This window comes from Myxococcales bacterium (assembly GCA_016716835.1).
Taxonomy (GTDB): Bacteria; Myxococcota_A; Polyangia; order Haliangiales; family Haliangiaceae; genus JADJUW01.
Map to the genome: position 1 here is coordinate 741,222 of JADJUW010000002.1, position 22,736 is coordinate 763,957.

General features: G+C 61.6%; 20 protein-coding genes and 1 pseudogene. 9 read left to right on the top strand and 12 right to left on the bottom strand.

Annotated elements, in window-relative coordinates; genetic code table 11:
- From IPL79_18005 to IPL79_18020, 4 genes are all read right to left on the bottom strand, one after another.
- Nucleotides 1-2,640 (bottom strand): serine/threonine protein kinase, encoded by a 2,640-nt coding sequence (locus IPL79_18005; protein MBK9072872.1) that lies wholly within the window; start codon nt 2,638-2,640, stop codon nt 1-3.
- A gap of 150 nt (nt 2,641-2,790) precedes the next feature.
- Nucleotides 2,791-3,321 (bottom strand): hypothetical protein, encoded by a 531-nt coding sequence (locus IPL79_18010; GenBank protein MBK9072873.1) that lies wholly within the window; start codon nt 3,319-3,321, stop codon nt 2,791-2,793.
- A 53-nt stretch (nt 3,322-3,374) separates the two neighbouring features.
- Complete coding sequence (locus IPL79_18015) at nt 3,375-3,902, bottom strand: hypothetical protein (GenBank protein ID MBK9072874.1); 528 nt, start codon at nt 3,900-3,902, stop codon at nt 3,375-3,377.
- Between the two features lie 498 nt (nt 3,903-4,400).
- Nucleotides 4,401-4,922, bottom strand: a complete 522-nt coding sequence (locus tag IPL79_18020) for a hypothetical protein (protein ID MBK9072875.1) — start codon at nt 4,920-4,922, stop codon at nt 4,401-4,403.
- Between the two features lie 1,014 nt (nt 4,923-5,936).
- Between IPL79_18020 and IPL79_18025 the strand changes: the two genes are divergently transcribed.
- Nucleotides 5,937-6,728: a hypothetical protein gene (locus IPL79_18025; GenBank protein MBK9072876.1), complete on the top strand. Its 792-nt coding sequence runs from the start codon at nt 5,937-5,939 to the stop codon at nt 6,726-6,728.
- Between the two features lie 190 nt (nt 6,729-6,918).
- The gene (locus IPL79_18030; GenBank protein MBK9072877.1) at nt 6,919-7,605 is read left to right on the top strand and encodes a hypothetical protein; all 687 of its coding nucleotides are present in this window, start codon (nt 6,919-6,921) and stop codon (nt 7,603-7,605) included.
- Between the two features lie 258 nt (nt 7,606-7,863).
- Here the strand turns inward: IPL79_18030 and IPL79_18035 are convergent, their stop codons facing one another.
- Both IPL79_18035 and IPL79_18040 read right to left on the bottom strand, forming a co-directional pair.
- On the bottom strand, nt 7,864-8,088 hold the full coding sequence (locus IPL79_18035; protein ID MBK9072878.1) for a hypothetical protein: 225 nt from the start codon (nt 8,086-8,088) through the stop codon (nt 7,864-7,866).
- Nucleotides 8,085-8,303, bottom strand: coding sequence for a hypothetical protein (locus tag IPL79_18040; GenBank protein ID MBK9072879.1), 219 nt, complete (start codon nt 8,301-8,303; stop codon nt 8,085-8,087). Before IPL79_18040 ends, IPL79_18035 begins: the two co-directional genes overlap by 4 nt.
- Nucleotides 8,304-8,544: 241 nt before the next feature.
- On the opposite strand from IPL79_18040, the gene IPL79_18045 reads away from it, so the two are divergent.
- Nucleotides 8,545-9,336 (top strand): hypothetical protein, encoded by a 792-nt coding sequence (locus IPL79_18045; protein MBK9072880.1) that lies wholly within the window; start codon nt 8,545-8,547, stop codon nt 9,334-9,336.
- Nucleotides 9,337-9,410: 74 nt separating this feature from the next.
- Here IPL79_18045 and groL read toward each other — a convergent pair whose 3' ends face one another.
- From groL to IPL79_18060, 3 genes are all read right to left on the bottom strand, one after another.
- Complete coding sequence (groL, locus tag IPL79_18050; protein MBK9072881.1) at nt 9,411-11,048, bottom strand: chaperonin GroEL; 1,638 nt, start codon at nt 11,046-11,048, stop codon at nt 9,411-9,413.
- A gap of 37 nt (nt 11,049-11,085) precedes the next feature.
- Nucleotides 11,086-11,373: a co-chaperone GroES gene (groES, locus tag IPL79_18055; GenBank protein ID MBK9072882.1), complete on the bottom strand. Its 288-nt coding sequence runs from the start codon at nt 11,371-11,373 to the stop codon at nt 11,086-11,088.
- A 266-nt stretch (nt 11,374-11,639) separates the two neighbouring features.
- Nucleotides 11,640-12,593, bottom strand: a complete 954-nt coding sequence (locus IPL79_18060) for a hypothetical protein (protein MBK9072883.1) — start codon at nt 12,591-12,593, stop codon at nt 11,640-11,642.
- 72 nt (nt 12,594-12,665) lie between these two features.
- On the opposite strand from IPL79_18060, the gene IPL79_18065 reads away from it, so the two are divergent.
- The 3 genes and pseudogenes from IPL79_18065 to IPL79_18075 all read left to right on the top strand — a co-directional run bounded on the left by IPL79_18065 (nt 12,666) and on the right by IPL79_18075 (nt 15,318).
- Nucleotides 12,666-13,814 carry an aminotransferase class V-fold PLP-dependent enzyme gene (locus IPL79_18065; protein ID MBK9072884.1) on the top strand — a complete coding sequence of 383 codons (1,149 nt, stop codon included), beginning with the start codon at nt 12,666-12,668 and terminating at the stop codon, nt 13,812-13,814.
- 9 nt (nt 13,815-13,823) lie between these two features.
- Nucleotides 13,824-14,135 (top strand): annotated as a pseudogene (locus IPL79_18070) ((2Fe-2S) ferredoxin domain-containing protein).
- Nucleotides 14,136-14,421: 286 nt separating this feature from the next.
- Complete coding sequence (locus IPL79_18075; GenBank protein ID MBK9072885.1) at nt 14,422-15,318, top strand: hypothetical protein; 897 nt, start codon at nt 14,422-14,424, stop codon at nt 15,316-15,318.
- 23 nt (nt 15,319-15,341) lie between these two features.
- Here the strand turns inward: IPL79_18075 and IPL79_18080 are convergent, their stop codons facing one another.
- Entirely contained in the window at nt 15,342-16,169 is an 828-nt protein-coding gene (locus IPL79_18080; GenBank protein ID MBK9072886.1) for a serine/threonine-protein phosphatase, read from the bottom strand.
- A gap of 63 nt (nt 16,170-16,232) precedes the next feature.
- On the opposite strand from IPL79_18080, the gene IPL79_18085 reads away from it, so the two are divergent.
- Both IPL79_18085 and IPL79_18090 read left to right on the top strand, forming a co-directional pair.
- Complete coding sequence (locus IPL79_18085; protein MBK9072887.1) at nt 16,233-16,937, top strand: hypothetical protein; 705 nt, start codon at nt 16,233-16,235, stop codon at nt 16,935-16,937.
- A gap of 116 nt (nt 16,938-17,053) precedes the next feature.
- A complete protein-coding gene (locus IPL79_18090) occupies nt 17,054-19,468 on the top strand; it encodes a protein kinase (GenBank protein MBK9072888.1) in 2,415 nt (804 codons plus the stop codon).
- A 161-nt stretch (nt 19,469-19,629) separates the two neighbouring features.
- Here IPL79_18090 and IPL79_18095 read toward each other — a convergent pair whose 3' ends face one another.
- A complete protein-coding gene (locus tag IPL79_18095) occupies nt 19,630-20,562 on the bottom strand; it encodes an RluA family pseudouridine synthase (protein MBK9072889.1) in 933 nt (310 codons plus the stop codon).
- Nucleotides 20,544-21,776, bottom strand: coding sequence for a molybdopterin molybdotransferase MoeA (locus tag IPL79_18100; protein ID MBK9072890.1), 1,233 nt, complete (start codon nt 21,774-21,776; stop codon nt 20,544-20,546). Before IPL79_18100 ends, IPL79_18095 begins: the two co-directional genes overlap by 19 nt.
- Nucleotides 21,777-21,876: 100 nt before the next feature.
- Between IPL79_18100 and IPL79_18105 the strand changes: the two genes are divergently transcribed.
- Nucleotides 21,877-22,557, top strand: a complete 681-nt coding sequence (locus IPL79_18105) for a hypothetical protein (protein MBK9072891.1) — start codon at nt 21,877-21,879, stop codon at nt 22,555-22,557.
- Nucleotides 22,558-22,736 lie beyond the last annotated feature (179 nt).

The following is a 22,736-nucleotide window of genomic DNA, read 5'->3' on the forward strand; positions in this document are numbered from 1 at the left end:
CTATGGCTTTCTCGCGACGGTTGCAGCTTCGGCCTCGGCCAAAAGGCGGGCATGCTCTTCAAGGTCACCCTTGGCCGCGTTGGTGCGCGTGCGCAGCGCCAGGCTTTCGCTGAGCAGGGCAATTTGTTCTTTGCGCTGGCGAGGCGCCGTCAGGGTTTGGGCGTAGTGAAACATGGCGTAGCCGAGCAGCGCTTCGGATTTGATCTGGGTTGCCAGCCGCATGCTTGCTTGCAGCGTCATGCGCGCGGCCGCCAGGTCGCGGCTCTCGCGCTGCGCGATGCCCAACACGATGCGTCCCTTGATGGCCTTTGAATGGTCCGTGGGGTACTTGGTCAGCAAAAGCTGGTGGGCGCGCGCCAGCAGCGGCACCGCCCGCGCTGGATCATGAGGGATCAAGGCGTAGCCGAGGTTGTGGACGAAGGTTTGGGTGCGAAAGTCATTGGCCCCAAACTTTTGATCGACAAGTTGCAGCGCCTCTTCTAGATCCGCCAAGCCCTTGGCGGTTTGCGCCATCATCATGTGCGGCATGCCCCGATCTTGCAGGCTTCTCGCCAGCGCGACGGGTTCGTTCCAGAAGCGTCGAGCGGCCACCGTCGCATCTGCGAGCTCCAACGCGCGGGCAAGTTGATCTGCGTGGCGTAGCGTCGCAATATAGTCCGACGCGGCGGTCAGCGTGGCCTCGCCGTACGGGCCTTGCACGCGCAAGGCGTGCTCATAGGCGTGTTGCGCGGTCGCCAGGGCATCAGGCGCGCGCGCCGCTTCCTTGTAGGAGGTAAGCCGCGACATCGCGGCCAGCGTGAAGGCATCATACGGGTTGCTCGCCTCCAGCAACGCGACGGCCGTGGTCTGGACCTCAATCGCTTCAGGCAGCTTGTCTTGGTCCCTCAAGAAATTGGCTTTTTGATGCAACACGTTGCCGTGGAGCGACGAGCTGGTCGCGACACTACCAAGGCGCCCTTCGATGATTTTGAGCTTGTCATCGACACCCTCGAATTGGCGCGTCAGGGAGGCAAGGCGGAGTTCGCGCAGGCCCGCCATAATGGCCAAGTCGGCGCGGCCGCTGCGCTCCGCCAGCGCCTGCATGCGCGGGATGATCGGCCTGACGACTTCATATTCCTGGAGATTTAGCAGGTGCGTCGTCTGCGCCAGCCTCGCCTTGGTCGCATAGGCGAGGTCGCCGAGCTGTTCAAACAAGATGGCGAGGTGGCCATATTCTGCGGCGAGCTTGGGGGTCGACTGGCCGGTTCGGTTGGCTCTAAACAAGACCGGCTTGAGCGCCTGGACGAGCGCAGCTGCCGCGAGCCCTTGTGGTGCCTCGTTGAGGGGCGTGATGACCAGCCGGCACTCCTCAAGCGAGAGCTGATTGAGCACGTCTCCCAGCGACTTAGGCGTAGGCGTTGCCTGCGCGTCTAAGGCCGCCGCGGCGCCGCGCAGGCTGGCATCGCGCAAGCATTGCGACCTAGTCCTCGCAATTTTGGGCGCCTCTTCGCAAGCGCCGCGGGCGAGGTCTAAGCGCTCGCGGTCAAACGCCTCGAAGGCCGCTATCATGCGCCCCGCGACGTCGACGTGCGCGACGTTGACCGACCGCAAATGGGCCTCCATGCTGGCGCGCGCCGCCTTAGAAAGCGGCACATGCGCCGCGCTCGCCGCGCGTTGGCAAACCGCGACGGGATTTCCGCGCACCGTGGTGCGATACGTCATGCCAACCGCCGCCAACATCACGGCCGCGAAAACACCGGCCAACACATGCCGGCGCCGCCGCCCGCGCTCCTTGGTGGCAAGCGCTTGCAACGCCGTGGCCGGACAACGCCGCGCAGGCTCGCCAAGCGTGGTGGCAAGCGCCGCGCGCAGCCCATACGACAGGCCGGCGCCATTTGTCGTGAAGCGACCGGACAATTGTTCTGCGATTCGTCGCGCCTCTTGCTGCTGGCGCTCGCGTTCTGGGTCAGTCGACGCCGCCTGGCCCCAGAACATCCGGCAAGCCAATTTGCCGATGGCGAACATGTCTGAGGCGGCGGTGGCTGGCAAGCCTGCAAGTCGCTCCGGCGACGCGTACCCCAGCGTGCCACCAGCCATGACCGCATTGGCGGTGGTCGATAAGCCAAAATCAGACAGCATGGCGCGGGGGGCGCCGCCGGTCTTGTCGATCGCCAGCAGAATGTTTTCGGGTTTTATATCGCCATGCACAAGGCCGGCCGCGTGCACCGCGGCGAGGCCGGCGCAGACATCGGCGAATACCGCGAGCTTGTCGTCGCGCGTGCGCGGCGCAGCCAGCCATTTGTTTAGCGACGGCCCGTCGACAAATTGCTGAACAATGATGTTGCCGTGGGCGGAATCAAACTCGTCATAGACGGCGACCACGCATGGGTGGTCGAGCCCCGCCAGCGCGCGTGCCTCCTGGGAGCGTAGCGCATCAGGCCTTGGCGATACCGCGGGCGCGTTGATGACCTTGAGGGCGACAGTGCGCCCCAGCTCATCGTCCCAGGCGCGAAACACGGTGCCTTGGCCACCCTTGCCGAGCACGCCATGTAGGTCGAAACGCCCAAGCTTGACCGGCGCGACGTCGTTGCCAAACAGGGCCGTCAGCGTGTGGCGCTTGATGAGCGCGGCCACCAAGTCTTGCTGCGTCCCCTCCTGCACCGGCGCTGGATGCCATAGCGGGTGCGCTGATTCAAGGACAATTCATGGGGGGCGCCGGGCGATTGGCGCCGCCGCCTGGCCATCCGCGCCCGGCGTCCCGGGGCGAGTCCTTACGGGGCCGGGGCCGGGGCCGGGAAGGGGGCTGTACCGTTACTGCGCCAGCGGGCAAACCTGGCGTGCCAGCTCCAGCGGTGGGGCCTCAAAGCCGCGGTACTCGCAGAGAAACCACCCACCATCTTTTTTGTAGAAGCGCGCGACGCCGGAGTAGCGATCGTAGGTCTCGCTGGCGGCCTTGTATTCAAGATACGCGGACTCATCGTCCACCTCTTGCACCGTTGCATACGCCGAGCGCTGGGCCGCGAGAAAGCTGGCCGCGATGTCCTTGGCGGTGTCGCTGGGGGATTCTTTCGTCTTCTTGAGGATGAGCTTCCAATTTTTTAGGAGCGCGGCCTTGTTGACGAATTCAATCCCATACTCCCCCAGGTATTTGTAGCCGCGCACCGCCTTGTATTGCGCGGCCAGCTCGCCCGGGATGCGCACCTCCGCATTTTGTGCGGTCGTGACCAAGTGCGACCCATCTGGCTGCACGACGGCGGCGGTGTGTTTGCCGCCTAGAACTTTAAAACACGAGCTGGTGAGGGTGAGCATGGCGATGATGAGGACGAGGCTAGACTTGTTCATTGACTTGGTTCCTTGATTGGTCGAGGGGAAGAATTGATGCTGGGGCACGTAGGCTACGCGCGGGCCTGCCTGAGCTTGCGGCCGCCGAGCGCGGCAAAGATGCCGGCCAGCGCAAACGGCACGGCCAGGACATAGCCGAGCGTGCGAAGCGCTGCGCCGGCGTTTTCGCCGCCGCCACCCGCCGGGTAGATGAAGGCCCCGACAACGGCCAAAACGATGAGCGCCAAGCCGACATGCATGACCGCTGGCCTTTTCATTGCGGCGAGCACAATTGTTACCAGCGCCAGCGCAACGATACCCAGGGTGCCATTGAAGGCCGTGCGCACGCGCGAAATAGTGGAGGCGGCGCCGTTCGTTGTCTTGTCAATCTCGGCCGCGCTCACGCCGTCGGCCTTGAGCTGCGCCAACATGGCTTCGCCTTTGGTTAGATCGCCTTCGACGCGCTCCTGGGCGAGCCCTGCGATGGCCATGCCTATAAAGGTAAATAGGACCAGCAGCGCTAGGTTGAGCTTGCCGAATTTGGGTTTTGCCGCGATGGCAGGGGATGAGTGGGTGGCTTGAGCATATTGATTTGATTGCATGGTGTTTTTGACTCCTCACAAGGGAAGTCGCGGCACCACGCAAATTGATCCGACTAAATAGCGTTTAGTCGCAAGCGCATGAATTTGCTAAGAAGGCCTCGCAGCGGCGATGCCCCTGCTGCAAGTGGGTCATGGCTTCCGCCAGTTCAATCATCTCACCGAGATGGCCATGATCACGCTGAGAGTCCCCCCTTGTCGCTTAGCTGTATCAGCGATTTAAACATGACCGGCAATCAGATTCCCTGCGGCGGTAGTTGCCTCGTCGCCGACTTGGCAACCGACGGACACTGCGCCGTTTCATGTCGGGGGATCGATGGCGAAGAAAGCAGGGTCGGGGCCGCCGAGATGGGGGACATTGACTGCTCAAACGGACAAACCACGGTGGGGCGACAGGCGCCAACCATCTCGCACCTGCAATTTCAGTAGCGACAATGCGGAAGGCAAGCGGCGACGCCTGGCGTTGTTGGCGGTCTCTCCAACGCTAACACGTCGTGGGAATTACTGGATTTCTTCTAGCTGGCTAACTTCGCCGCTGATATCTCCCATAGGAGTTGCAACGCCGTCGGGAAAGACGTACGCGCCGCTGTTGTCTTCAAACATAACCACCATCGAACCATCGTCCTTCTTGGACTTGAACGTACGCATCTGCCACCGGGCGTACAACGTCACTGACTTCGCGGTGGACGTCGTGGTAAGGCCGTGCTTAGCCACGTCTTCCAAAAACCGGTGCGACATCGTGTTTCCCATGTTTGCGAGTTGCAGCATCATCATCTGATCAAGCAAGACGTCGGTTGCGGATTTCGCAACTGGTGCAGCGGTCGGAGCAACTAGCTTTGTGGCCGTGGTGGGCTTTGCCGTGCTAAGTTTTTTGAGGCTCGACCGAGTGCTCACTCGATTTGGCTTGTTGGCTGCCGTGAGCTTGGACTTAACCACCGGCCGATTGGTCGCGGAGACAGCTCCAATGGCTGGTATCCAGAAGGCGATGCTGAGGGCGGCGAGGGCATGTATAGATTTCATCATGCACCTGGCATCAGCAAGGGCCGTGCCACCCCTGGCGGGCATGCAACTGCGAGGGCTCCAGCTCATAGACGTAGATGGCACAGCGTGCGGATGGCTTCGCCGGGGTTACTTGTCCTCAGTTCGCAAGCAACCGTGGTAGCCCGGCTCGCCGCCCTCCCGTGGCGAACGCGCCTTTCGGGGGTGTTGCGAAATCCACCCAAGTTGGCTAGGACGAAGCGCAGCCCTGATACTCGTATTTGCATAGTTCGTTTAGATCACAATAGAGCGGCAGACAATTCGCAGTGTTCAGACACGCCTCTTCGCTTGGCATGGCCTCACACACTGGCGGCGGCTCGCACGCGCTAACGGAAACGCACGCCCCCGTCCAGCAGCTCTCGGCGACGCCAGGCAAGGTGCCTTGTGGACATTCCGGCGCCAATAGATCGCAGGTCGAGTGAGCGTAGCAAAATCCAAGCTCACTAGGAGGCGGCGTCGGTGCCGGCGCGTGCGGGCCCTGGGGTTGTTCGAGCGTTTGCTCGTTGGGTGCTTGCGACTCCACGCAGCCGACCATGCCAAAAGAAAGAATACCCATCACAACAAGAATATGTTTCGTCATGAAATCGGCATGTGCATCGGTTGGGCCAAAATGGGATGGTTACATTTCGGCTAGTTGTACGCGTTGGCCCACAGATATCTGACGAAGGCCTCAGAAATCTGAAGCCAACCGCACGGCATCCCCGCTCCGAAAATGTCGGACGTGCATTCAATCCTGGCGACGTTTCTGAGCGATTTAACCGCGCTATCGACTTAAGGTGCGTCGCGACCAATCCGTCGACATTGATACTGTAACTGAGTTTGTGCCTGATCGCTTAAATATCGGCAAAAGAACCTTAATCGCATCGACCGTGCAAATAGGCCGTCGGATCGCGAAGAGATTTCATTCACGTCGGCAACTTCGTTGGCCGTCATTTTGCATCGCGAACCACCATGTTGCGAATCGACCACACCCGAAGCACGCGCAAGCATGTCGCGCTAATGACACCAAACTTGATACCGGCGATTGTCGCCGCACTTGGCCTCGCGCCGTTTGGTTGTTCGAATAGCGGTGACCCCTCTCCACCTGAAGCTACGTATCCGGTATGCGAGGCGCCAACCAGCTGCGACCCTGCTGTTCATTTTTCGCAAGGCGACCGCGGTGATCTTAGAGAGTTTCAGCGCTATGTCATCGTCGGTGCGTCGAGCGATGGACATAGACTTGCCGTGCTGTATTCGCATTTTGGGCCTTCGAGTTCCGTATCCTTCGTCAACGTCATCATCTACGAGGCCGACGCGGCGGATTTTGTCTATCATCTGAACCTCACCGGCGACCCGATGGGCGGCGCTGGCACCGAGGAGGAGCTGCAGGAACTCGAGACGGAGGTGCTCGCGGAGAGCGCGACGGCCTTAGCTAGCGCTGGGATTGTGCCTGGGGCGCATATGCCACAAGCGTTAGCGTGGTGTCAGGATGGGGAAGCGGTCCTCACCGATCACTGTCAATTGTCCGAGCTCGCCTGGTCGGTAGCCCCAAGCGCTTGTCCTGGCGGCGGGGCGGACCCGGCAATGCTTTGGAGCATGTGTCCCGCCGATGCCGAGGCGGCGCTACCATGCGCTGTCCAGACCACGGACCCCAATGCGGACTGTCAGGAGGGCGCGCTCGCGTTGCTCGATTTGTACTGGTATGGCGACGCCATGTGGGTCGTTGCGGCGCGCGCGACGACGCCACTGCAATCGCTGGAATTTTCAATTATTAGCGTTGGCGGAACTGTGCTGCCGGGCGCGAGCGGCTGAGCAGCCACCGGATCCAGCGGACCGCTATGTACTGCCAACCGTTGCGGCTAAGGAAGCTATACCAGCCTTAAGGCCTACTGCAGTTGCCGGCAGGTTCGCGGCAAACGCTCGATGGCGCGCCGCGCACAGGGCGTTAGACTTGGCATGCCGTTTGCTGTTGAGTTCTAGACGCCAACCACACGGAGAACCTATGAAACATTCATTTTTTGCAAACCTCGCTCTCGTCGCTGCCCTCGTTCTTGGAAGCCTGTCCTTAAGCGGGCAGCATGCCGAGGCCAACAAATACAAGACCAAGGGCGCCTTGGCCGCCAGCGTTACCAAGCGCACCGGCTCGGATCGCTCGACCATCGTCGGCGAGACCAAGAGCGGCAAGCACGTCTACGTTCGTTCGGAGGGCGTGGGCCAATTTAGCTACAATGGACGCCCATATCAGATGCGAATCCTGACCAGCAATACCAAGACGCGGCTCGTCAACAAGGAAACCGGCAAGATCACAAGCACGTCGGCCGATCACCAACCAGCTGCCAGGGCTGCCGTACTCGCCTACGAGGCAAAAAATGGCACCGCGCAGGTGCAACTCATTACGAGAATTCCGCGCGGCTACATGACAAAAAATGGCAACCAGCGGGTATCCGTACGCCCCGCTCGCATAGGCGGCACCGCCCTACCGGACGCGAGCGCCTCGTTATCTTCAACAAATCAGGCTCAATCAAAAAGGTTCAAGACGCGCCAGGTCGCTAGGCGGCCTCGGCGATCGGCCCACGTAATCTCAGCGCCGGTGCTATCGGGTAAAAGTTCTATTAGACAAACTGCTGCTCGGCGGCCGCAAATAGCTCCAGCAGCTCGCGGCCTCGGCTGGCACCGCGCGTCAAAATAAGCCCGAGGGCGCCGCGCGCGACAGCCCGCTCATTTTGATCTGCGACTCCAAATAGCCCGCGGAGATCATCCCAGTCTTGGGGGCGCTGGCGGTCGTCCCGCGCGAGCAACTTCATCGCGATCAGATGGCCAACGCGTGCGACTGGCACGTGCAGTCCCGCGAGCACCTCGATGTGAACCGCTTCAGCCGTTATCTCTGGCTCGAGCCCAGATGAGGCAAATAGCAGATCGATAAACAGGTTCGGCCAGTTTCTGTGGGTTAGGCGTGCGGTCGCGAGGCGCCCCGTTCCAATCTGTTCGACGGTCGCCTTGATCGCGTATCCAGTTTGGGAAAGAGCATCCAGCAGTTCCTCCGCCGCTTGGTCATCGGCAACCGCGACGCGGTGAGCGCAGAAACCGCCAGGCCACCAACCAGCGGAAACGATACGTTGCGAGCCGTCAGATCGTTGACGATATGCTCCAGCCCCTGCTGCAACTGGGTCATGGTTTTTCGCTTTTGGCTGACAAGCTGCGCACGCGAAACCCGGGCCCACCCGCGAGCGGCATAGGCGACGCCCCGTACCAGGCGCCAATGGACGCTGCGATTTCTTGCTCGGAGCACATAGGATTGCGCCGCCGCACGCCCTGAGCGATCATCGCCTCCGCCAGCTCAATTATCTCGCCGACCAGATGGCCTCTATCACGCTGCGAATTCGCCATGGCCATCTCAACTGTACCAGCGATGTATACATGACCGCAATCAGATTGCCTGCCGCGGTAGTGGCCTCGTCGCCGCCATCTCGAAAGAGCCGTCCGATTTTGTCGCTGCTGCGCCATTTGGGGACGAAAGGCAAAGGCATTAGAACTCCGTCACGTCCGATGCCACCTTTGCCAATTGCTGCCGTGCCTGCCAAATGTAAGGCTTGCTCCGCATGTCTTGTTTCGGTATGTGTTCGGCCGTGTGTCATCGGAATTCGAACATCACGGGGCGTGCGGCATGACGCCTGCGGAACTCGCCGCTTGGGCCTCCGCCCGGCAACTCGAGGACACGTGGCTGTTGCGCATAAATGGCAATGAGCTGAAGGACCGTGTGTCATCGGCGTGGCTCGTTGCGCACGCCAGCGATCTGGCGAGCGGCTCGGCCGAGGTTCTGCATCCCAGCCTTGAACGCGACCTTAATGCGCCATGGCAGCCGGTCACCGTCGTACGCGCTATCGCGGCAACCAGGCCGCCACTTGCGCCCCGTGGCCGCAGCCAAACCCCTGCCTCCGACGTTTGGGCGTGGTGTGCGCTCGCGGTGCCACTCTTGGCAAGCTATGCCATGTGGACATGGGCGAAATCGCCGTTTATCGCGGTAGACGAACTTGCGACCTGGAAATTCTTTGGATTTCCCTTGCTCGCTGTCGCCCTCACAGCATTTTTGATTCATCTCGATCTGGCTGCGCTAGCTACCCGCACCATTGAGCAAGCACCCAGCGATGGTTTGTTTTCGCAAACGTTGGCCAGGGCCACGGTCGCGGGGGCAAACCTAGATATGGCCGGCCTCGCAACGTTGTTCGCTTTTGGCCTGTTCTTTCCGCTGTACATGTACAAGCGCGCGAGCCTTGGCGGGAGAAATCTGATGTTGCCTGCGCTTATCGTCGCCGCGATCTTTGCCATGACCGCCAAGCATGTCGACGACAAACTCGAGCGCGGCTTGGAGGCTATGCAACATTCACTAGAGCTCGAGCTGCAGCGCGACGCGCTGCCTTAGTGAATCCCCGCCTTCTTCAAGCGCACAAAAAAGGCACCCCGGCGGGTGCCTTGGTCTAGCTATGTTGCGAAGGATTAGTCTTCGTAGCCGCCGCCGTGGTCATGGCCATGGCCACCGCCCGCGGAGGGAGCTTCTTTTTTAGGCTTCTCGGCAATCAGCGTTTCGGTGGTGAGCATGAGGCCCGAGACCGAAGCGGCGTTTTGCAGCGCGGTGCGCACGACCTTGGTTGGGTCGATGACGCCGGCCTTGACGAGGTCGCCGTACTCGAGGGTGGCGGCGTTAAAGCCAAAGGCGTCTTTGCCTTCTTGGACCTTGTTGACCACGATCGAACCGTCGACGCCGGAGTTGGCGGCGATTTGGCGCAAGGGCTCTTGGATGGCGCGGCGAACAATCGCAACGCCGTGACGACGGTCATCGGTGAACACGAGCTTGTCGAGCACAACGGAGGCGCGGATGAGCGCGACGCCGCCGCCAGGGACAATGCCTTCTTCCACGGCCGCACGGGTGGCGTGCATGGCGTCTTCGACGCGTGCCTTCTTTTCCTTCATTTCGACTTCGGTGGCGGCACCGACGCGGATGACCGCAACGCCGCCAACCAGCTTGGCGAGGCGCTCTTGCAGTTTTTCGCGATCGTAGTCGCTGGTGGTGTCTTCCACTTCGCGGCGGATGGTCTTCACGCGCGCTTCGATGTCGGCCTTGGTGCCGGCGCCATCGATGATGGTGGTGTTGTCTTTGTCGATCGTGATGCGCTTGGCGCGGCCAAGGTCATTGAGCGTCACGCCTTCAAGCTTGAGGCCGAGGTCTTCGGTGACCGCTTGGCCCTTGGTGAGGATCGCGATGTCGGTGAGCATGGCCTTGCGGCGGTCGCCAAAGCCTGGGGCCTTGACGGCGGCAACTTGCAGGGTGCCGCGCAGCTTGTTGACGACCAGGGTCGCCAGCGCTTCGCCATCGACGTCTTCGGCGATGATGAGGAGCGGCTTGCCAGCCTTGGCAACTTGCTCAAGGACGGGCAGGAGGTCCTTCATTTGCGAAATTTTCTTTTCGCAGATGAGGATGTACGGGTCATTGAAGTTCACCGTCATGCGCTCGCTGTCGGTGACAAAGTACGGCGACAGGTAGCCGCGGTCGAATTGCATGCCTTCGACGACGTCGAGCTCGCTGTTGAACGTCTTGGCTTCTTCAACCGTGATGACGCCTTCTTTGCCAACTTTTTCCATCGCCTCGGCGATCATCTTGCCAATGGCTTCGTCGCCGTTGGCCGAGATGGTGCCGACTTGCGCGATTTCCGCGTGGTTCTTAGTTGGAACCGAGATTTCGTGGATCTTTTCGATCATGGCGCCAACCGCGGCTTCGATGCCACGCTTGAGGTCCATTGGGTTGTAGCCCGCGGCGACCAGCTTGGCGCCTTCGTTATAGATGGCTTGCGCGAGCACGGTGGCGGTGGTGGTGCCATCGCCGGCGATGTCGCTGGTCTTGGAAGCAACTTCCTTGACCATTTGCGCGCCCATATTTTGCAGCTTGTTCTCAAGCTCGATTTCCTTGGCGACGGTGACGCCGTCCTTGGTCACCGTTGGGGCGCCCCATGATTTTTCAATCACGACGTTGCGGCCCCGGGGCCCAAGCGTCACTTTGACGGCATTGGCCAGGGTGTTGAGGCCCTTGGCGATTTCGTTGCGAGCGGTTTGTGCGAATACAATTTCTTTAGCTGCCATGTGAATTACTCCTCAGTGTGAGTGGAAAAATAGTTAGTTAGTCGAGGACGGCCAAGAGGTCGTCTTCGCGCATGATGAGGTGTTCTTCACCGTCGATTTTGACTTCGGTGCCGCTGTACTTCGAGAACAGCACGCGGTCGCCAGACTTCACGTCGAGCGGGATGATCTTGCCATCTTTGTCGCGCTTGCCGGCGCCAACCGCGATGACCTTGGCTTGGATGGGTTTTTCCTTGGCCGAGTCTGGAATGAACAGACCGCCAGAGGTCTTGGTTTCTTCTTCAACGCGCTTAACAAGGATACGATCGTGTAACGGACGAATTTTCATAGCTTTTCTCTCCTGTGGTAAAGGGGCGAAGATATTGCCCGCCCCGGGTGGGCACTTAGTAGTCACCCCTAGCGTGTTTGGCAACCCCCAACGGAGACTGCTAACGGATATTTATTTTATATATTAAAATCAATTAGTTACGGAAAACTGTTACGGCTCGATTTGGTCGATCCCGCACCCTCAGATCGCTTCGATTTGCTGACCGTCCGCGTCAATCAGCCAAAGTGGAATCAGCGCCCGGATTGCCCGCATCGATTTTTGGGCGGTTAGTCAGGCACCGCAGGAGCGACACACATGAGCGCGCCGTCGTCCTGTGTCATGCACCGCGTGGTCAAAAATCCAGGCCCGCTGCGGTCCGGGCAGGTCGACGTACACGCCTTGCTGCAGAGACCATTGGCGCAAACACCGCCGTCATAGAAACAGTCGTCGTCGCTATCGCACGTCCCGCCAATAAACCCTTCATTGGTCGGAATCTCGACGCCCTGGGCGTAGTCGGTCGCGAGCGCGTACTTGGTAAAGACGTTCCAAAACAGCCAATTGCCGCCGGCGTTACGCAGCACCCATGGGGTGTATGTATAGAGCACGGCGCTGGCGCGATTGCCGGGCAGCACGCGAAAACCGTCGAGAACTTTTTTTGACTTCCCGGGCGCCCATCCGGTCACCGTCTCGCCGTGGGACAGCACGCGGTCGCGATGCTGCGCCAAAAAGCTTAGGGCACACTCGGTTTGTGCCTTGAGGCCTTTATAGGTTGGATCGCAGTCGCTGCCGTCTGGGCAGCCACAACCAAAGGCCTTATTAAGCAGCGCGTCGCTGGGTTTTGCAGTTTTGGAGACGATACCCGATTCTTTTTGCAGCGTGGCAAGCACCACGAGCGGATTGATTTGGTAGGTCTGGCACAGGGTCGCGAGCACTTCGGCATACGGGATGTCGTCGATCTCAAGATCGGCGAGAAAGCTGCGTGCGCCATCGTACGGCGTCGATTCAAAAAACGCTTGCAGGCCGCTGGCCGACACGGCCTCGGCATCGCCAAACACCTCGTCGGCGACTAGGTGCGATGGCCAAAACTGGTTGGGGTTGCCGGCCTTGTCGACGGTTGGCGCCAAATCGCGCGGATCGATGCCACCCGTGGGCTCGTGGCCTGCGGGCAAGCAACCCGCCAGCACGACGCCCACCACCGCAAGGGTGGAGACAACGGTCGCCGATAGGCTGAACTTTTCCATTGACGTCTGAACTGAGCAACGTTCGTGCCGACCGCTGGCGACAGTTGGCGCCGCCCTGTGTAGCCTGGCGGGATGGATTTCACGAGCGATCCGCTGCTTGCTTACCGCGCCAAATTCCCTGCGCTGGAGTCATGTGTCCACCTGGTGTCGCATTCACTGGGATGCATGCCGGCCGCGGCCAAAGACGACGTGGCGGAGTTTCTTGAGCTCTGGCAGACAAAATCCATCACCGCCTGGGAGGACTGGCTGCCGGAGGTCGATCGCGCCGCCGCCCGCATCGAGAAAATTATCTCGGCGCCGCGCGGCAGCGTCATCATGCATCAAAACGTGTCCCACATCATGGCGGTGCTCGCCTCGTGTTTTGAATACACGCCCAAGCGCAATAAGATTGTTTACGAGGCGCTGCAATTTCCGACGGTTTCGTATGTTTGGCAGGAGGAGCAGCGGCGCGGCGCTCAATGCGTGGTCGTGCCCTCTGCCGATGGCACCACCATGGATGTCGACGCCATGTGCGACGCCATCGATGAACACACCCTGGCCGTGCCCATTTCGCACGTGCTGTTTGGCTCGGCCTATATACAAGACGCCAAGCGAATTTGCGCCAAGGCCAAGGCGGTCGGCGCGCATGTCATCTTGGATTGCTATCAGTCAATCGGCACCGTGCCCATTGACGTCGTCGACCTTGGGGTTTCGTTTGCGTGTGGCGGCTCGGTGAAATATTTGTGCGGCGGGCCCGGCGCGGCGTGGCTCTATGTTCGCCCCGATCTCATTGGGGCCTTCGCGCCGCGCATCACCGGGTGGTTTGGCCATCAGGCGCCTTTTGCGTTCACCATGCCAAGTCAGGCGTACGCCGACAGCGTGTGGCGGTATCTCGGCGGCACGCCGGCGATCTTGGCGCTGTACCAAGCGCGCGCTGGGCAGACGATCGTCGGCGAAATTGGCGTCGCCGCGATCCGCGAAAAAAGCCTGGCGCTCACGGCGCACGCCATCGCGCTCGTCGACGAATTTGGCTTTACGCTCAACTCGCCGCGGGAGGCCTCACGGCGCGGTGGCTCGGTGGTGTTTGATTTTGTAGGGGCTGCCGATGCGTGTCGCGAGCTTGGGCGCCGGCGCTTTTTTGCCGACCATCGGCCCGGCGTCGGCACGCGCATCTCGCCGCATTTTTATACCAAGCGGGAAGAAATCGACGCCTTCTTCGCGGAACTTAAGAAGATCCGCTAAGCTGCGCGCATGCCGCCGAACTATGCGCGCCACGTGTTTGTCTGCACCAACGAGCGACCACCGGACAATCCGCGCGGTAGCTGCAAGCATCGCGGTTCGGAGGCCGTGCGCGACGCCTTTAAAAAGCAGATGGGTGCGGCGGGCGTGGGGGCGCAGGTCCGAGCCAATGCCGCCGGTTGCCTCGACCAATGCGACCAGGGCGTCGCGGTGGTGGTGTATCCCGAGCAGGTTTGGTATGGCGGCGTCACGCTCGACGATGTGCCAGAGATTATCGCTGAGCATATTATTGGCGGTCGCATTGTCGAACGGTTGTTGATGCCGGGGCAGCCTGCGCATACCCAGCCGCTGGTACCACTTAGGCTTCCGATTAAAACATCGTCCGCGCCGGCGCCAGCCAAACCAGGTGCCTGAGCAGTTGCACATGATGTTGCGACAGCAGACCGCCGCGTTTGCGAGGTTTGCAGACCCCGGTATTGGCTACTGGCGTTGCCTGGCGCCATATTGCAATTAAGTAATACATATTAAAATAAGATGTAAGTCGGCGAATTCTCGACTCCGCAAGGGATGGCATGCTGTGTGCAATACCTGCTGGCAGGAGCGAACCCGTATGAAATTTCTCAAACTCACATCTCTTGTCGTGCTTGGCGCTACGACTTGGTTCGCCGGCAACGTCGATGCCCAGCGCGTAATCTCCACTCGTCTAAACCCACGTGGAGGGGTTGACCAAATCGAGCTCCACCCGCGCGCAGCCCGCGAAGCGGAGCTTGGGATTCAAAAGGGGATTAGCGATTACCAGCACAAGCTCAATGGAACGTCGCCCGCGAGCAAAAGGGTCCACTTCTCGGCGTTGCTTGGCGACACGGTCGTGAGGGACCAGCCATATTTTGAGAGCCGGATGACGATGCTAAGCAAGCACCCCACGTCGCGTGCAATCTTGCTCAGGGTTGCTCGCAAGCACGGCACGACGTTGAGGCAACTCTCGGATCCATACATTACCAAAGGCGAAAAGGTAGCACTTGATGAAGTGGCCAAGGAGCTGGCCAAGATTTACAGGAAAGCGGGCGATGGCGCCTTTGGTAATGCGCTCGGCTACTCCACCACCGAAGACCTCGCGTCCATGGTCGCTTCGTATCGCAAGACGATCGAACGCGGGGTCGCAGAAGGCGACATGGAATTCAGGATGTATGAAATAGTGGAGCACGTCGAAGCACTCTTTGCAAAAAAAGAATTCCGTGCGGCGGTCGGCTCCGATGAACAGGCCAAAGCGTTGCTCGCAAGATTTCGCAAGGCACTCCCCGGTATAGACCCGGCCAGGCTAATTTTCATCAGTTTAGCCACGCACGACGATTCCTCATTGCGCAAGGGCTACGAGATGAAGCGGGTGTTCACCTCTTTGCAAGGCGCGGTCGAACGGTACCTGGCGCGCGACACCGGTCGTAAAAGCGACGCGACTAGGGCTAGAGTCGAACGGCTCGATCAAGCGATTTGGGGCATTCTACATTAGCCCGTGGTAACCACCCATCCGCGCTACCCCATGATGCGCCGGGGCGCCTGCTCAAAAACCTGCGCCACGACGATCGTAATGTTGTCCTTGCCGCCACGCTGATTGGCCAAGGCAATGGCGGCATTCGCGCCCGACTCGATGTTGCCATCCCCCACGAGCTCGACCACCTCGGAGGGGTCTTTGAGATAGCCGTGCAGGCCGTCGGTGCACATCACGAAGATGTCCCCAGCCTCGGCATCGAGGTCGACGGTATCGACCTGCACGTGATCCTTGTGGCCGACCGCGCGCGTGATGACATTTTTGCCGGCGGCTCGCAACGCCTCTTCTTGCGTGATCAGCCGGTGTTTGAGCTTGTAGTTGATCAGCGTGTGGTCCTCGGTGAGCTGCAACGCCTGGTTATCGCGAATGCGATAGACCCGGCTGTCACCGACGTGCGCCGCAAACGCAAACCCATTCGTAATTAACAGCGCTGACAAGGTGGTGGCCATGCCGCGCATGCCAGGATCGATCTGGCCCATGCCAAACACCATGTAGCAGGCCGACTGCACCCCATTCTCGAGATGACGGCGTATTTCGGCGCGGGCGGAGATGTCGTCGATCTCCAGTTGCGCGCGCAAGATGTCGAGCTGCTTGCGGTGGCCGGCCATCCACATCGAGAGCTGGTCGATCGCCTCGCGGCTGGCCACCTCGCCCTTGTTGTTGCCGCCGACGCCATCGGCGACGATGTAGAAGCCAAGCGCATCGTCGGCATGCATCGCATCCTCATTGTGCGAGCGCCTGCGCCCGACGTCGGTGCGCGCCACCGATCGCACCGCGAGTCGTCGCCGATTCGCCGTGCGCCCAGGGTCCATAGCGGGCTATGGTAGCGGTACGGTGTGGCGCTTGCAATCAGCCTTGTGTTTAGATGGCACGCGATGACGGCAAGCGACGCGCACGTGATGGGCTTCAGGTCGGCGTGGACCCAATCGCGGCTGCGCACGGCACCGGTAGACGCGCCCCTTGCCACCGAGCTATTTGCGACCGTACTAAGCGGTTGGGACTTGCTCTTGCACGCTGAGGCATCCGACCTCGCCGACACCGAGCGAGCGCTTGGCATGCTCAGTACGCGCATGGCGTCGGCGCGTTTTCGCATGGCCGACGCGATCTCGGTGGTGGCCGCGGCCAGACACGTGCTCGGCGAGGCCCCGCCTGCCATGCCGCATTACTGGGAGTGGGTGACAAGCGTGCTGGCGGACGCTGCGCTGGCCGCCGCCGCCGCGGCCGCGCGTGAGCCGTTGCTCGACGTCATCGCCACCGCCTCGCCCGTCGTTTATGTAACCGAAACTACCCCGGCGCTGCTGCTCGTCGCCAACCCCGACAGCGTCGCGATCGAGGCGGCGTGCGCGAGGTTGCTGTTGGCGATCGTCCGCCGCGGCGCGAGCCACGCGATCGTTGACGCCACCTGGTGCCAAGGGTCGCCGTCGGCCTTGGCGAGGCACGTATCAAACCTCGCGGCGCATGCACAACTGCGGCACACGGAGCTTATCGTCGTGGTGGCTGATCGGGAGGCTTTGGCGGTAAGCGGTGGCAACGTGGCCTACGTGGCGTGCTTCGCGGATGCTTTGAGGCGAGTGCGATAGCCGTCGAGGCGGGGCTACATGTAGGCAAAAGGCGCGGTCCTGACGGCGCCTTTTCGTGGATCGCGCGGCGCAGAGCCTCGCCGTGGCGATGGCGGGAATGTTAATATAGTCGAGGCGTGGCAGACGAGTATCCGATGCAGTACGGGCCATATCAGCTGCTCGAGCGCTTTGCGGTCGGCGGCATGGCCGAGCTCTTCTTGGCAACCATGGACGGCGCCCATGGCTTTGTCCGCAAGGTGATCATCAAGCGGCTGCTACCGCATTTGGCGCGCGAGGCCAACTACAACGCGATGTTTATCGACGAGGCCAAGCTCACGGCACGGCTGGTGCACCCAAAGATCGCACAGACCTATGAGCTTGGTCGCGTCGATGACTCGTTGTTCATCGCGATGGAATATATCGACGGCATCGACTGCCTCGCCATGTTGCGCGAATGCGCCCATCGCAAGCAAAAAGTACCGGTCGGGATTGCGGCATGGGTGGCGCACGAGGTGCTCGACGCGCTCGATTTCGCCCACAGCCTGGCCGATGATGACGGCACGCCCTTTGGCATCGTGCATCGCGATATTTCGCCTTCCAACGTGTTGTTGTCCCGCCGCGGCGACGTCAAGCTCGTCGACTTTGGCATTGCGCGCATGGACAATGCCGGCAAGGCGCACAAGAGCAAGAGCGGCACGCTCAAGGGCAAGTATGGCTATATGTCGCCTGAGCAGGTCACCGAGCAGCCGCTCGACGGTCGCAGCGACGTGTTCTCGGTCGGCATCTTGCTCGCCGAAATGCTGTGCGGTCGCCGGCTCTTTACCGCGCCCAATGAGCTCGACGTGCTGCTCATGGTGCGCGATGCCAAGCTGACTCGGCTTGACCAGTTTGGCACCGAGATCGAAGATGGGCTCAACGAGATCTTGCGCCGCGCGCTGCGCAAATCGCTGGACGAGCGCTTCCAGTCGGCTGCCGAGATGCGCGACGCGTTAGGCGAATGGATGTACGAGAAGCGGCTGCGCGTGACGCCGCAATCGCTTGGCGCCTTTGTCGAGACGTTGCACGAGCAGGCGACCAAGCGACGGCAAGAATCCGCCGGCGCCTCGGTGGCTGCTAATCTCGCGGTGGTGCAGGCCGTGCCCAACGAGCACGCCACGGCGACCAATGCCGTCCCTGCGCCGCGCGAAACCACGCCGATCGCCACGGGCAGCGCGCCCCGCGTCGCGAGGGACAATGACTCAAATGCGGGCTTCCCGTCGATTGATGCGGCCTTGGCGGCGGCTACCGACGGCGGCAACCCCAATCCCCTGCAAGGCGCCGACTTCATGCTGCCGGCGGAAATCCTCGCCGATGCGAAATCTGACCCTGGCATGATCAAGGCGACACCGCACGCCGAGACCTATCGCAAGACCACCGCCCGCACGCTGACCGGAGATATTAGCAGCGTCTTTCCACGCTCCGGTTCCATCACCGGGTCGCCTCGTCCCGAGACCAATGCCGGCGCGACCGCGAGCGCCAACGCCAGCGGGGCGACGCATGCCGGCACCGGGCGTAGCGGCTCGATCACGGGTTCGCCCACTATGAGCAAGCCGCGCACCGTGGTTACGACGGTACGACGTTCGTCGGCGACCGGCATGCCGACCAAGCCACCCGAGGCGGCCCGGGTGACCGCCCCGATTGCGATCGCGGTCCCCGAGCCCTCGCTTGATCCCGACAATAGCTTTGACGATACGCCCTCGGTGCAGATGCGGCGTTCGCGAGCGCGCATCTCTATTCCGCCGATGGTCGAGCTGCAACAAGCGCGCGAGCCGCTGCCGCCCGAGGTTGGCGAGCAGGTCGAGCCGCCCGATGAAGGCGGCGAGTTTGCCGCCTATTCACCGGTGGCCGTGATGTTTGGCCTCATGATGCGCAAAATCACGGGGCTGCTCGTGGTGTCCATCGGCGGCATAAAGAAGGAAATCTACTTTCGCGACGGCAAGCCCGAGTTTGTGTCGTCAAACATGTCGGGCGAGCTGTTTGGCAACTATCTCGTCGACCACAACATTGTCTCCTCGGGCGAGCTGGCGATGGCGCTAGCGATGATGCCGCATTTCGGCGGCAAGCTTGGCGACACGCTGGTGGGCCTTGGCCTCATGAAGCCGCTCGAGGTGTTTCGCCACCTCACGTTGCAGGTGCGCTCCAAGCTGGTCGACGTCTGCACGTGGTCCAAGGGTTCTTACGGCTTTTATCGCGGCCGCGAAAATCCCCGCGAGGCGTTTCCGGTCGAGATCAACCCGGTCGAGGTCTGGGTCGGTGGTGCGCTGGCGCAGAAGCTCGACGTCATCGACGAATGGTTAACGAAATTTGGCGAGGCGCGCTTTGAGGCCGTGGCCATTCCTCCGGTCTCCGTGCAGCAATTCGAGCACCCGCTCACGGCGGACGTGTGCCGCCAATGCAATGGCACCGTGACCGTCAACCAGCTAGTCAAGCAACGAAACAAGTCGGAGCAACCCATCGTCGTGCGCCTGCTCTATTTGCTCGAGCAATGCGGCATGATCAGCAAAAAGCGCTGAACAGAAGCGCATTGCGTGGGAATCTTTCGGTGTACGGCTTCGCGAGCCTCGTTACATCCAGACGGATGCGCCTCGGCATCGCTGCAGGCGTGCACCGAAATCTCCTCCACGCACTGCGCTTCTGTTCGCCGCCTTTTTGGATCTTAGATTGCGAGTTCTGTTTATTCCCAGTGGCCGCTGGCGATTTTAGCAATAACGGTCGCGACATCCGGTAGGTGGGGCGACAGCTGCGCCACGCGTTGGGGCGGTAAAGGGCTTAGCAAGGTCGCCTGCGGGGCAAAGATGCGCCACGCGTGGAGAAAAAATGGAACGCCGTCGGTGACGGTTGAGCCGTAGAGCGTATCGCCCCAAATGGGCGCGCCGAGGTGGGCGAGGTGGGCGCGAATTTGATGCATGCGGCCCGTGGTGGTGGTGCAGCAGACGAGTGAGGCGTGGTCGGTCGCGACGAGCGGCTCGATGTCGGTGTGCGCCGGCAAGCCGTCGCTATCGACGACGACGTGGTTGCCTCGTTGCAGCAGCGGTGCTTCACAGTCCCACGCCTGCGCGCGCCCGTGGACGAGCGCCAAGTATTGCTTGCTGACGCGATGGTGGGCGAAATCATCGCGCCACAAATGCCAAGCCTCGCTGGTGCGGGCGGCGACAAGCAGTCCGCTGGTGCCGGTGTCGAGCCGGTGAACGAGGCCGCACTCGCGCGGATCGTTGCCAATCGCGCGCATTTCTGGAAACAAGTGGGCCAGCCCATTGGCGGCGCAGCCGAGCTCACCGCCGGTAAGTGGCATCGTCGGCATGCCCGCGGGCTTGCAGAAGGAGACCCACGTTGGCTCGACCTGCAAAATGGTCAGCGCCGCCGCGGCGGTGGCGTCAGGGGCCGCCGATCGATCCAGCACCGGCGCGGTGTCGCCGACAATTTCTACCGAGTCACCTGGCATGACGCGCGTACCCTTGGTGGCCTTGGCGCGATTGACCAGCACCTTGCGGCCTTCAAAGAGCTCGGTAGCGCGCGCGCGGCTGACGCCAAGGTGCTGCGCCACGACGTGATCGGCGCGGCGTGCGGCCTCGCCGAGAAACGTAAAAACTATCGGGGTTGTGGCCATGTGCGCACGAAGACTTCGATTTGCTCACCGGCCGCGCGGGCGGCCTGGTGCGCATCCATAATGGCATATGCGTGCCAATGCAAGAGTGAACTGAGCATGCCCGAGCCCTGCTTGGGGTGGGGCGTTGCCAAAACCGAGCCGCCACGCAGATCGAGGCTAAGGCGCACCACTTGCGCGCGGGCGGCCGTCGCAGCCAAGGTAGAGGTCAGCATCGCCTTGAGGGTGGGGCGCTGCAGCGAGGAGGCGCCCATCATCTTCATGAGGGCGGGACGCACAAACAGCTCAAAGCTGGTCGCGGCAGACACTGGATTGCCAGGCACGGCGAAGACCGGAATATGGCCGAGGCGAGCGAACGCAAACGGCTTACCGGGCTTCATCGCTACCTGCCACAAGTCGAGCGTGGCGCCGGCGCGGGCGAGCGCGGCCTGCACGTGGTCGCGCTCGCTGCCCGAGATGCCGCCGGTGATTACGACGGCGTCGGCGTGAGCGGCAACGATTTGCGCCGCGATTTCTGCCACGTCATCTTTGGCGATGCCCATGCGAAATGGTTGGCCACCGCAGCTGCTGACCAGCGCCGCCATGCCATAGCTGTTGGCATCAAAGAGCTGGCCCGGCCTTGGCCGTTCTGACAACTCGACAAGCTCGTCGCCGGTGCTGATGATCGCCACGCGCGGCTGGGGATACACCGGCACCTGCGGGCGACCTTGTGAGGCGAGCACCATGATATCGGCGGCATCGATCATGGCGCCGGCGCGTAAGAGCAGGTCACCGACGGCGATGTCCTCGCCGCGGCGGCGAATGTGTTGGCCAAGCGGCGTTGCGGGTACCGTGACCCAGCTAGCGCCAGCATCAAGGGTTTCGTCGCAGTGCTCGTACATCGCGACGGCATCCGCGCCCTCGGGCATGGGCGCCCCGGTCAAGATGCGCAGGGCGGTGCCCGGTCGTAAAGGAGGGACGTTCGCATCACCGGCCGCCACCGTGCCAGCAATCGGCAACCTCGCGCTGCCGGCCGCCGTCTCCGCGGCGCGCACCGCGAACCCATCCATGGCGCTGTTGTCGAAGCGCGGCGAAGGTTGCGACGCGGTTAGATCGGTCGCGCAGACGCGCCAGTTGGCGTGGGATAACGGCACGCGATCGACGGCGGCGACATCCGGCGCAGCGATAAGCCGCAAGACGTTCGCCTGGGCTTCCTCAATTGTCAGCAGCGCTGCCATGCGTCACATGATGTAAGTAATCGCACACCGGGGCAACGACGCGCACGCTTATTGCGCGTCGACTCGATGGGATGGTCGGATTTTCGCTTACAATTGATTGATGTCGTTACACTCAACACGCAAAATATTCCCCCGTCACTTGGCACCGCTGGCCGGTTTGGCGCTCGGCCTTGGCATGGCGTCTGCTGCCTTGGCGCAGCCGTCGGCTCAACCCGGGTATCCACCGGCGCCACCACCGCCCGGCTATCAACCGGTATATAACGGGCCGGCGCCTTTAGCGCCCAAGCCGCGCGCTGGCACCTTTGGCGGCGCGCTCTATGGCGGCGCCTTGACATGCGAATACTCGGATGGCAACGGCTCGTACCGCGATTGTGGCGACAGCCTTGAGGCTGGTGGAATTTCGCTCTATGGCGGGTTTTACCTCACCCCGCGCTTGGTCTTGACGGGTGACCTCTGGGGCACCATCCATGCCGAATCCGATCCGTTGGCGGGTTCGGTTTCGATCTCGCAGACGTTTTTCACGGCCACGCTTCGCGCTTATGTAAGCAACCGATTTTGGTTGCAGGCCGGCCTCGGCGGCGCCCAGGTCAAGTTAACCGTCGATGACACCGAGTTTGCTTCCGACACCGTGCCGGGCATGCTCGTTGGCGCCGGCATCGAACTAATGACCAAGCGCAGCTTTGCGCTCGATCTGCAATTTCGCTATGGCACCGGCGTCTACCAAGACGGCGACACGAAGATCAACAGCATTGGCCTCGGCATCGGCGGTTCGTGGTTTTAGGGCGCCGCGTCAGCCAGTGCGGTTCAGCTCACGGCTGACTGAAAATCACCTGCGGCAGCGTCAGTCGGCGACGACGCGGGATAGGAAATTTCAGGCGGCAATTGCGGTGGGTGGCAAGCGCGTGGCAGGTCAGGTGGGCTGCACAAGGCCGGATCGGGGTTGATTTAGAGCCTTCAGGT